This window comes from Scytonema sp. PCC 10023, from assembly GCF_963920835.1.
Lineage (GTDB): Bacteria > Cyanobacteriota > Cyanobacteriia > Cyanobacteriales > Nostocaceae > Kalymmatonema.
Genome location: NZ_CAWUDP010000080.1, coordinates 1 through 11,449 on the forward strand (window position 1 = coordinate 1; position 11,449 = coordinate 11,449).

Here is an 11,449-nt window from a genome sequence, read left to right on the forward strand (position 1 = left end):
TACTCTACCGTTCCCAAGGACGGTACACTGAAGCAGAACCACTCTACATCAAAGCATTGGAACTAAGGCAACACCTGCTAGGAGAAGAGCATCCCTCTGTCGCCACTAGTTACAACAACTTGGCATTACTCTACCGTTCCCAAGGACGGTACACTGAAGCAGAACCACTCTACATCAAAGCTTTGGAACTATACCAACGCCTGCTAGGAGAAGAGCATCCCTCTGTCGCCACTAGTTACAACAACTTGGCTCTACTCTACGAATCCCAAGGACGGTACACTGAAGCAGAACCACTCTACATCAAAGCTTTGGAAATTGCTGAACGCAGCTTAGGGGAGAATCATCCCAACACAATCACTATCCGTGAAAATTTAGAATCCTTGGGTGAGCATCCCCAATCTTAGTACATGATTGCATAAGTTCACGCGCGAAAACTTAAACGAAAATTCTGCGTCACGAATGCGTTTAAAAACATTATGAATTCATGAAATGCTGTACTAAGACAGTTAGCAGTTATCAGTTACCAGTTACCAGTTATCAGTTACCAGTTACCAGTTACCAGTTAGCAGTTTTTTGGTCACTGTTCACTGTTCACTGCGGCTGGTACTGTTTTAAGAGCATTGTCCGTTGAATCTTGGCTCCACAGCAGCCGCATCATCGCATAATCACATTTTCCCACAGCGGTGCTATAGCGGTTCTCGTTTGAGTGCAATACAAATCTTGTGGGGTGGGCTTCTAGCCCGCCCAGATAATAGGACGGGCAGGATGCCCATCCCACAAGAATTTAAAACTGTATTCTATTCAATTGAGAACCGCTATAGTATCAATTAGCTTTATCATAAGAAGCGATCGCTTCTGGAGAAACTTTTTGTCAATACCAGCGATTGCCTCTGGCACTGCGCTTTGCGCAATCGCATCTTAACCTTCCTTTTTCTCGCAATGCATTTATTGTCCATATTGTCAATGCATAACTTCTATATCTAGTACTACGCCCCAAGTGAGCGGCATTTCTGTTTGTAGGCAGATATGTCTTTTTTGGAGTCAAGCCAAGGTTTGTGGACAGTAGCCTAAGGGCGATCGCCTTCAGATCTGATTTATAAAGTAAATCTAAAGAAGTCTGAAAAGATGCGATCGCGAAGACAGAGGAAAAACTTTTATTTATTGTCCATCTGTGGTTCCATTTTCATAAAATTGACTTTTGCACTCTTGTTTAATGGCGTTGCATATTTGCGGGATGAATGGAGATTTTTGTCCAAAACTAAAGATAGATTCTTTGCGTCTTTGCGCCTTTGCGCGAAACAAAATTCATCCCATTAATCAGCAACGCCTGTTTAATGATTCATCTCCTCTGGATAAGAAATAGTGGGAATTTGGGAAAGAGTCTCCAACCAAGGTGGAATAGGAGCAGACGTTCGTTCTTGTGCAGAAGCTATATATCTCAGTAAAGGTTCATGCTTCGACTTTAAAAGTTCTTGCAAATTATCTACAATCTCTTTCAAAGCTCTAGAAAACGAAGATTTTACCTGTTTGGTTAACTGACTCACGTACTGCACAAGATGCAACCCTGCACTTGCAGTTATTTCGTCTCGCAGCCGTAAAACAGCAACTTGGTGATTGAAAGGTCTTGGGGGAACAGAAAACTGTTTATCAGGACTCCAGTCAAAAATTTGACCATTCTGGTGCTTGTCGTCCTTGCGTGCGAGGGGAAATAAAGTGTCAGCATTGATAGGAGTCGCACTATTAGCAAGCCCGCTGTGCTGAATAATGAGGTTTTGCCATTTATTCGTGGGGTCAATAGCACGCAGCAGGTTTCTAAAAAAGCGGACTTGGCTTTTACCAAACTTTTGCTCAATTTGCTTTTCTTTTTCGGCTAGCAAAATTGTACTTAGTTTTTCCCGTTCTAGTTGTACATCAGCAGATAATTTGCCAAACAAATCGGTGACTGCTTCTGTCGTTTGTTCATGGGCGAACGCTTGCATTTCCTGAAGAGTGTTGACAAATGCCGTATAAAAATCATCGCTTTTCGTAGGAATCGAATCGTCAACTTCATCTTCTTCAAAAAAGCTTTCACTTTTTGTCAGGGAGATTGTGCCATTTTTGGTTCTGTCAAAAAGTAAACTCCACTCGCTCCAATCAAAAAAGATTTTATTAGTTAACTCATCCTTAACAATATCGCTCACTGCTACACTGTTGCGGTTCTTCAAAATCGGCTGTTTTTCTAAATCTTCTTGGAATCGTCTGTAGGTCGTAACTAAATTTTCAATTGCTTCGCGCAGCGTGAGAAAAGCAGGGTTTTCCACAACGGGTATGTAAGTCGGGATTTCCTCTAAAATATTTTTTAGGTTATTCTGCTCTTTTCGCAAACCCTCAGCAGCCCTTTGAGTGTCTTCTACAAGTTGCTTCATACCATGAAGAGCAACATGCTCTTTCAATAATGAGCGCAATCTACCAAGACCACCATCTTCAGCATAGTCGCTGAGTTGTTTGTGCAAGGTAGTAGAAGGAGGTAACATTTCACTCAATTGTTGCCATTTGCTTCGCAGTTCAGACTCGTCTGGTTTGTTGGGTTTATCCAAATCAGGTAAGAATTCTGTTGAGCAAACTTGCACTAGAGAAGAAAGTTCTGCTAATTTGGTCAACCCATAAAGTTGCGACAGCAAAACGATATTCTTTTTTTCCGTGGTCAAATTGTTAGCACTGGCGATAGTTAGTTTGAGAATGCTGAGGCGATCAAGAACAACTTCTTCTGAAAGAAAAATCTCATATAAAAGGTCATCAATGGCGCGTTCGTCGCTGCTTGAGAGGGGAATTTGATTGAAGCGCCCCACACCCACAATAATCCGGTCTCTCAGGTCTTGTCCCTTATCCCGTTCCAGCAGAGAGCGGATTTTTGCTGCGGTTGCGCCCCCAGGATATCGACCATTAAGCAGCAACAGGATAGTTTGGACATCTCGCAGTTCCCGCAAAGATAAAAAAGCATCCCTCACGCCAGAATCAGCAGCTCCCAATCCCGGAAAATCTAGGAGAATAAACTCATTTGTTCCTTGTAAAGAAGACAAATCCCAGATTTCTTTTGAAACCTCAACTGTGACATCTATGCGGCGAATCAGCGAGAAGCTATTTTGCAAGTCCTGAACTGAGGGTTGTGCTAAATTTTCCCAGCGTTTAGGAGGCGACGGTAAACGGTCAAAGCTGAGCTCTAAGATATTCATGGGCGGCTCTGCAAGCCTCAGCCCTTTATGAGCAGTCGTATTGTCAATCTCGTAACTTTTACCGCAGATATCTTCTGCGTAAACGCTGTAGGTACGGACGAAAACAACCAGTTCCCTCAGGAGCGAGCGTAATTCTAAGCTTTGGGGTTTCCATGCTTCCTCGCACCATCTTAAGATACCGTTAATGTCAACTTCTCTTTTGGGGTGTAAACTTTTGAGAGCCGCAAGCTGTGCTGAAGAAAGTTCTCCCATTTTTGCTCGTTGTTCGGCTTCCTCCAGCATGAAGCGCAAGCACTCTTTCACTCCTTCACTAGAAAGATATTCAACTTTAAACTTACCAAGCTTCGTTGTCTGAAAGTCTGGTTGTTGAACGAGGTGGATCGCAGTGACGTTCCCTGTAGTAGGGGTTTCACTGACTGGTAAAGCATCAGCGTAGCCAATCAAACTGCCTAAAAGTAAAGTTTTTCCACTACTGAACTCCCCCATGATACCGATTTTGACTGGCGAGGATGCAAGTTGCACCGTTCTTTCGGCAGACTGCTGTAGGCGTTGGATACTTTCATAAAGGCTACTCGGAACCCAACTGTCTTTGGGAGGTGGGTTCTGCGAAACCAACTCAAGGTTTTGGATGACAGATTCCCCATACTCTTTGTAGCGGCGCAATTTTTCGACTGCCATGTCACTTTTCATACAATTTCCTGATTCAGAACCAAAATGATTTTTTCGTACTTCGGTCACCTGAAACTCTAGCTGAATGTCCGTAAATACTAAATTTACAGCATCAACCACAGCGGTATCTTGTTTTTTTGTATCTAAAGATTAAAGTTTAGCAATTTCAGCAATTTGTTCGTTCCTAAATGGCAGTACCTAGAGGTAATTATAAAAGTTAATCTTACATCCGTAGGGAGCGTTAACGAAGTATAACGCATTATCTAGAAGTGGTACGCTGCGGATACTTTGTTAAGATGAATTACCATTACGAATAAGGCTATGACCCGAAATCGAAACCATGAGAGCGTTTGACCAAGAAAGAATCATCCGCTACTAATCATTCGTCAGAATGTTAAACGCGTTTTCTCCTTGCTGAATTAAGAGTTCAGCTTCGGTGAGAACTGGTTCCAAGCCCCCGAATTGATTCGTGGAAAAAAAGAAAGTCTTCCGCGTTGCCATACCCCCGGATTCCCCTTGTGGGGATATTCTGTAACTAGCGTTCTGTGTTCTGTGTTCTTCTTAAAAAAGCATTTTTTATACTCTGTTTAGAAAAAACAATAATCAACTCCTGACAAACTCCTATCATGTTGCACTAGTTTCTGTATTGGCAATCAATCAAAATATTGGTCATTCCCCAACTAATATGTATCATAAATAACAGAATCTTAATTCATATTTTTGCTTTTAATCAAATATTGAATACAACTACCAGATAGTATAACTACTTATGTTTTATTCGCCAATTGCTCTGTTAAAAAATTACGTGAAAAATTTGTAATACCAATTCTCCATGAAGATGCACTTAATATTTATTAAACGAACCGCCAAGACGAGCCAGCGCTGCAGGAGGGTTTCCAACGACAGTTACCTACGGCGGGAAACCCGCCTTCAGTACTGTCTCCTCCGCAGGCGACTGGCGTCGCCAAGCACGCCAAGAGTAAAAGAGCTAGTATTAAGTGCAAGTTTACAGAGAATTGGTATAAGTAGGTTTGTGGAATGAAAATGAACCATCGTAGGATGGGAAGCGCGATGACACGGAGTGTCCGCCATAGGCGATCGCGTAACCGATGCTGAGAAGCGGAATTGATGCGTTAGGGCTGCGCCTAACACATCCTACGTTTAATTATGTCCGCTTACTTATCTAATTCATGATTGAAAGGTCATTTATAAAGTAAATATTAAGTAGGGTGTCCTGCGGCTATCGCGCGGATTTGAGAGTTTGAGAGAGTGAAATAAGAGCCGTAACGCACCACTGTTAGGCGATGCCGTACTCTGGCTTTAACGCATCCTACAATTTAACGTTTACTTTATAAATCATCTCTGAGAAAAAAGGTTTCTAGCCTTTGAAAGCGTCAATCGAAAGAAGTACTAACAAATTCCCCCAAAGACAGACAGCAACTGCCGATTCAGTAAATACTATGAAGGCAAGAGCAGAGTTATTAAGGAATGTAAACAATGAAATCTGGTACCAACGACGCTACTCAATTACCTCCTGTTGCCAAGGCATACAACGGCGCTGATCGCAATGCCTGGATTTTTGGTTGGAATCCCCAACAGGAACTGTGGAATGGACGCTTAGCCATGATTGGCTTTGTGGCTTACCTATTTTGGGATTTGGCTGGCTACAGTGTAGTGCGTGATGTACTCCACCTCATTGGCTAAGCCTTCACTCACGATTTTATAACTTACGTGGAGAAGCAAAAAATAGGGCTTTGTAGAGGGTGTAGGGGCGCAATTCCTTGCGCCCTTGCGAGTATAGGGCAAAACCCCAAATTCTTCACATAAAGATAGAGTAGAAAAATGAAAAAGAATGACTTAGAATATTATGATTTGAATGCAGATAAATGGTGGAAGCAAGGCGAAACATTACATCTATCGAGCCATTTAAACAAGTCAAGATTTGAGTGGTTTAAAAGTTATATCCCATGTTGGCAAGGAATCAAAGTTTTAGACATTGGGTGTGGAGGTGGATTAGCGTGTGAATTTTTAGCCAAACAGAAAGCAAATGTATCAGGTATTGATTTATCTTTAAATTCAATCAAAGTTGCACAAGAACACGCAAGAGAAAGTCTCCTACAAATTGACTATCAATGTGGAGTCGCTGAACACCTTCCTTATAATGAAAACACATTTGATGTCGTTGTGTGTTTTGATGTTTTAGAGCATATTGAAGATTTGAGCAAAGTCATTTCAGAAGCTTACAGAGTTTTAAAGAAAAAAGGATTATTTTTCTTTGACACTATCAATAGAACTTTTCAATCTAAAGTGATAATGATTTGGCTTCTGGAATATGTTGTCAGACAAATACCATGCGGGCTTCACGACTGGAATAAGTTTATTAACCCCCAGGAATTGACTGATATCATGGAAAGCACTGGCTTTGGAGATATCGTCATCAAAGGATTTGACTTAACTGATGGGACTAACTTTAAAACTATCAGAGATATATTCTTGAAGGGTTTGAATAACCAAAGTCAGGACGAAAAAGCAGAATTCTTGAAAATCAGAATTAATGATGACACTTCTGTGTGCTACATTGGCAAAGCTGTTAAAGCATGATGCGAAGTAGGTCATTTAACAGTTACCAGTTACCAGTTATCAGTTATCAGTTATCAGTTTCATCGTTGGGGGAAACACCACACCAAGAGCACGAAAGCGTTGGTGTCAGTACAACCACACCAGCCCGAGAAAGCGTCACTGCGTAGGTAGCTGTTCACTGTTTTAACCACCCTGCAAAGCCGGTTTCTCAGTCATAATCTGCAAAACCTTGTACAAGTTGCCTAACCGAAGCTTGCTTTTGTAACAACAGAGGTTTTTTTCCTGAAAGTTTTTCTGTAAAATATTTGTAAAAATTTAATTTTTCTGTTAAACAAGTTAACATCGGATATTATTTCGCCGATGATGCTAATCTACCTTGAGGCAGAGCAAGGAACCTTCCTTGAGAATCTGCAAATTGTTCGGGGTCCGTATCTACAGGTAGGCACTGAGTCTAGCATAATTATCCGCTGGGCTACTAATGCTGCTGTTGATGGCAAAGTGTGGTATGGCACAAATTCAGACAGACTTGATTTAACGCAAAAAGAAACAACGATTACCTGTGACCACACTGTCAAACTTACTGGACTCACGCCAGACACGAAGTATTATTACGCAATTGGTACAACAACGGGTGTACAAGCGGGGGGGACAGAAGATTACTTTTTTGTCACTGCACCATCACAAAACGTAGCACCAGAAGAAGTTCGACCGCTACGTATCTTAGTTTTAGGAGATGCAGGACGTGGGAATGATATTGCAGCAAGCGTGCGCGATGGCTACCTGAAATTTACAGGGACTCGCCATACCGACCTTTGGCTGATGCTTGGCGACAATGCGTATGATACTGGTACTTATGAAGAGTATCAGCGGGGAATATTTGAGATGTATCCCCAATTCCTGCGTAGTAGTGTTCTTTGGACGGCGATCGGCAATCATGATGCTGGAAATGCTAATTCTCTATTGCAGACAGGACCATACTATGAGCTTTTCACAATGCCAACTCGTGGGGAAGCAGGAGGTGTACCGTCTGGAACCGCCGCATATTACTCATTTGACTACGGCAATATCCATTTTATTTGTTTAGATTCCTATGGTAGCGATGGCGCAGAGCGCCCGCCCCAAGGGGGCGAACGCACACGTCCACCCCAAGCAGGCGATCGCCCTTCGGACAGTTCCCAACAAGAGTATCGCACTCCCCAAGGTGCAATGTTAACCTGGTTAGCACGCGATGTTGCAGCAACCGACAAGGATTGGAAGATTGCTTTTTGGCATCATCCTCCCTACACTAAGGGATCACATGATTCAGATACAGAGATTGAGCTGATTGAAATCAGAGAGCATGCGCTTCCCATTTTAGAAGCAGCAGGTGTAGACCTTGTGTTGGGTGGTCACAGTCACTCCTACGAGCGCTCCTACCTTATTAATGGACATTATGGCACTTCCGACACCTTTACAGAAAAGATGAAAAAAGATGGAGGAAGTGGGCGAGAAGACGAATCAACACCTTACCAAAAACCTCTTGCGGCTTCGCACGCCGGGACAGTGTATATCGTTGCAGGTACATCTGCTTTAGCTGACCAGGTATCTCCGCATCCAGCAATGTATACGTCACTCAGTATTCCTGGGTCACTCGTGTTGGATGTACATGGGAAAAGGCTTGATGTCAAATTTATTGATGATCAAGGGGAGGTTCAGGATTATTTCACTATGAAAAAAACTATAGCTTAGTAGATGAACATAGATGCACACAGATAAATTATCTGCGTGCATCTGCGTGCAGATACGGTTTTAAATCGCACATTAAACGGATTTTTTCAAGAAAATTTGCCAATGAGTCATTAAACGTTAAATTTTGTGTACTCCAATAGTATTAAGTCGTTGTAAAAAATCTTTATGAACTTTTTTTCAAAAAATAAATATTCATTCATCTACCAGAGCAAGTTTGCAAAGTTTTTGCACTACATTTTATAATCAAGCTTAGCTAATATCCTTGCTTTTGGCATTTTTTGAGTAAAAAGCTGAGGTACTAGGAAAATAAGATTTTTGTAAACAAATGTTAAAAATATTACTCTAAATTGCTTCACTTCTTGCACTCATAGTATGAACTCAATAAACTCATCTTTTTATCTTACCCAATGTTTAATTTTTTCTTTACAATTATTTAAAATATAATGGGTTTTTTTACGTAATATTACTGATATAACATTCGATGACACTTGTCTACCATAAGTAAAATAGCCGGAGTATTGCTGTTTAACGGTAAAAACCGAAGGCTAGAAGTTGGGAACAACTGGGTGCAGCTTACCTGTTGGGTAACTTTTTATTAAAGGATATTACGTAATGCAGCCAGGATTTCCAAGCTTTGCGAATATTGCCGAAAGGTTAGCAGTGTTAAGCCAGCAACGAGCAACTGGAGAGCTGATTTTGTCGTCGGGCGATAACCAGTGGCATCTATATTTATTCTTGGGACGTTTGTTATATGCTACGGGAGGAGTTCACCGCGTTCGGCGTTGGCACAGAGCAGTGACGCAAGATTGCCCTAGCGTGAAATTTGATGCTCCTCATAGGCAAGAAGATGAACTATGGGAATATCATTTGCTTCAGGGAGGTATCAATCAAAATCAGTTGACCCTAACGCAGGCAAAAAGGATTATTAGCAAAATTGTTGATGAGGTTTTATTTACCCTAGTAGGTCATTCAAAGTTAAGAAGCTTTTGGTTGCCCAAAAAAGTACATCCAATTGCCTTAATAGAGGTAAAGCAATCGTTACAAGCAGCCGTTGATCTGTGCAAGCAATGGCAAAATATCGGTTTAGGAACGCTTTGCCCTGACATGGCACCGATTTTTAAGTTGCCCATGAATGAGCAAAATTTAACGACTTCTAAAACTTTCTTCACCCTCAGCCAACTCGCCAATGGTGAAAACACCATTTGGGATATTGCCTTACAGATGAGACAAAATTTGACAACCGTGGCAAGTGTCATACAGAATTTGGCTGACCAAGGTATTCTAGAACTCTTAACCATCCCAGACTTACCGACTCCAGTTGCAGGAGCGGTATCCTCGCCCTCATCCGCAAAACAAACCCCAGCTAATGGTGCTATTGATAATAGCAGAATACTGGTTGCGTCATCTCAACGCTTGTCAAAGCCTTTAACAGAAACTCATCCCCTCCTGACTCCACAGTTGACAAAATCCACTAAGGTTGAGGAATACGATTTCGTTCATCCGGTTCAAGCCACTCACTCTCAGTCAACCTTTAACTCTCCACCCGTAAACTTGCTTCAGCCTGAAGAAACTGGTTCGTTGATCGCCCACATTGATGACAGCGATAGCGATAGCCTGAAGATGGGTAACATTCTTGCTCAAGCGGGTTATCGGTTTCTTAATGTTCAAGACCCAGTCACAGCACTGCCGATATTGCTAGAGTACAAACCAAGCCTCATCTTTTTAGACTTGGTTATGCCGATCGCCAATGGATATGAAATTTGTACTCAAATTCGCCGCGTCTCGGCTTTCAAGAACACGCCTGTGATTATTCTTACGGGCAATGACGGTATAGTAGATAGGGTGCGTGCAAAAATGGTTGGCTCTTCTGGCTTTTTAGCAAAGCCCATCACCGCAGAGAAGGTACTCAAAATCCTACAAAAGCATCTACCAACTCCCAAGCCTGTCCAATTGGAAACTCTACAAACAGTTCAAGCTTAGTTTGTAAATGTTCTGATTGACATCCTTTGAGAGTTAACAAGCAGTCATGCATTATTCACTGAAAAAACAAATCTAAGACAAGCAAAACAAAGAATAGCATTCTTATTAACTAAGTCTCTTCTTTGATTGCTAATAGCTAGTATCATGAAAAATTAGCTAAAATCATTTTCCTTGATTTAATGAAAGTTCACGGATTTTCATTAATCTTGTAGAAGATTACTAAAAAATGAATAGTGTTGTATTACGGAAATATTTTTTATGACTACAGTCCTTTTAGTTGAAGATAGCTTAACAGAAATGCAAGTGTTAACGCTTTACCTCAAACAAGCAGGGATAACAGTGCTCACCGCTAAAAGCGTTGAGGAGGCACAGTTAAAACTGCAATTGCAGACACCAGATTTGGTGATGCTCGATGTCATTTTGCCAGGGCAAAGTGGGTTTGAATTGTGCCGTGAACTCAAGACTAATGCCAATACCAAGGGTATTCCAGTGGTGATATGTTCAACCAAAGGAACCGAAGCTGATAAACTCTGGGGTACGATGTTGGGAGCTGATGCTTATATACCTAAGCCAGTAAACCAGCAACACCTAGTTCAAACAATCCAGCAATTGACTTCAGGTTTCCAGCAGTGGAGTGGGCGCATAATTTAGTGTTTCGTAATTCTTTATCTTGTTAATCACATAGAAATTATTAATTAGGAATTATCGCTCTTGAATTTATGCAGACATTTCAATCTGTACTAGCAGTGGCTAGTCTTGACGCATTAGGACTAGACCCGATCCCCCCAGAAACCAACCTTTCTAAATTGCTTCGCTTTCCCCTTGGACTTCAAGAGAGTGCGCTATTACCTTTAGAGCAAATTGCAGAAATTATCCAGGTCAATTTAGCAGAAATTCTACCTGTTCCTGAAATGCCGAGTTGCGTTTTGGGAATTTGCAATTGGCGCACAGAAATGCTGTGGCTTTTAGACTTAAACCATCTTGTTGGTTATCCTCCATTGACTGCTGCGGGAACCCCTGTAGCGATCATCGTTACAGTCAACGAATATGCTGTAGGTCTAGTAGTACCGCAAGTTGATGACATTGAGTTACACGACTTGCAACAACTGCAGCGATCGGCACCGGGCTTATTTCCTCCCAAACTCCTACCTTTTGTTCTAGGCGCTTTGCCGAATGGCAGTACTGTTTTGGATGTCACAGGTATTACTCAGTATCATTTGTGGCAGATACACCGAACAGGAGTTTCTTGAAGTCTTATATCTTTTAAAAAGATTTTAAGA

At 41.7% G+C, this 11,449-nt stretch carries 8 protein-coding genes; 7 read left to right on the forward strand and 1 reads right to left on the reverse strand.

Annotated elements, in window-relative coordinates; translation table 11 throughout:
- Window positions 1-404, forward strand: a 404-nt coding sequence (locus ACM0OZ_RS35175) for a tetratricopeptide repeat-containing protein (RefSeq protein ID WP_414587472.1), incomplete at its 5' end; no start/stop codon positions are given.
- Between the two features lie 927 nt (window positions 405-1,331).
- On the opposite strand, the gene ACM0OZ_RS35180 is transcribed toward ACM0OZ_RS35175, so the two are convergent.
- Complete coding sequence (locus tag ACM0OZ_RS35180; RefSeq protein ID WP_414587504.1) at window positions 1,332-3,902, reverse strand: dynamin family protein; 2,571 nt, start codon at window positions 3,900-3,902, stop codon at window positions 1,332-1,334.
- A 1,476-nt stretch (window positions 3,903-5,378) separates the two neighbouring features.
- Here ACM0OZ_RS35180 and ACM0OZ_RS35185 point away from each other — a divergent pair.
- From ACM0OZ_RS35185 to ACM0OZ_RS35210, 6 genes are all read left to right on the forward strand, one after another.
- Entirely contained in the window at window positions 5,379-5,585 is a 207-nt protein-coding gene (locus tag ACM0OZ_RS35185) for a chlorophyll a/b-binding protein (protein WP_414587473.1), read from the forward strand.
- Between the two features lie 138 nt (window positions 5,586-5,723).
- On the forward strand, window positions 5,724-6,482 hold the full coding sequence (ubiG, locus tag ACM0OZ_RS35190; protein ID WP_414587475.1) for a bifunctional 2-polyprenyl-6-hydroxyphenol methylase/3-demethylubiquinol 3-O-methyltransferase UbiG: 759 nt from the start codon (window positions 5,724-5,726) through the stop codon (window positions 6,480-6,482).
- Between the two features lie 339 nt (window positions 6,483-6,821).
- Window positions 6,822-8,189, forward strand: a complete 1,368-nt coding sequence (locus ACM0OZ_RS35195; protein ID WP_414587476.1) for a purple acid phosphatase family protein — start codon at window positions 6,822-6,824, stop codon at window positions 8,187-8,189.
- A 612-nt stretch (window positions 8,190-8,801) separates the two neighbouring features.
- Entirely contained in the window at window positions 8,802-10,169 is a 1,368-nt protein-coding gene (locus ACM0OZ_RS35200; RefSeq protein ID WP_414587478.1) for a response regulator, read from the forward strand.
- A gap of 258 nt (window positions 10,170-10,427) precedes the next feature.
- Complete coding sequence (locus ACM0OZ_RS35205; RefSeq protein ID WP_096561895.1) at window positions 10,428-10,820, forward strand: response regulator transcription factor; 393 nt, start codon at window positions 10,428-10,430, stop codon at window positions 10,818-10,820.
- Window positions 10,821-10,888: 68 nt separating this feature from the next.
- Window positions 10,889-11,419 carry a chemotaxis protein CheW gene (locus ACM0OZ_RS35210; RefSeq protein WP_414587479.1) on the forward strand — a complete coding sequence of 177 codons (531 nt, stop codon included), beginning with the start codon at window positions 10,889-10,891 and terminating at the stop codon, window positions 11,417-11,419.
- The last annotated feature ends 30 nt before the right edge of the window (window positions 11,420-11,449 follow it).